This is a genomic window from Streptococcus sp. 4094 (assembly GCF_013277125.1).
Taxonomy (GTDB): Bacteria; Bacillota; Bacilli; order Lactobacillales; family Streptococcaceae; genus Streptococcus.
Genome location: NZ_VMMI01000051.1, coordinates 1 through 255, shown reverse-complemented (window position 1 = coordinate 255; position 255 = coordinate 1). Strand labels below are relative to the sequence as shown.

1 pseudogene is annotated in these 255 nt (G+C 47.8%); it reads left to right on the top strand.

The window, feature by feature from the left end:
• Positions 1–255 (top strand): annotated as a pseudogene (locus HT721_RS10075) (FIVAR domain-containing protein); the annotation flags it as partial.

Genomic DNA, 255 nt, shown 5'->3' with positions numbered 1-255 from the left:
CGTAGACAAGGAACCTCTTAAACAAGCGAAAGATGCCTTGAATACAGCCATCAACGAAGGTGCCAATACAGACGGTAAGACAGAAGCAAGTAAAGCAGCCTACGAAGACGCGAAGACAAAAGCTACCGAAGCCGTAACAAAAGCTGAGGAAGTGATTGGCAACGCGAGCGCTACAGAAAAAGACGTAGCGGATGCGAAAGCGAAAGTAGACGAAGCTAAGGAAAAACTTGCGGAAGCCAAATCCGGCTTGGTAGA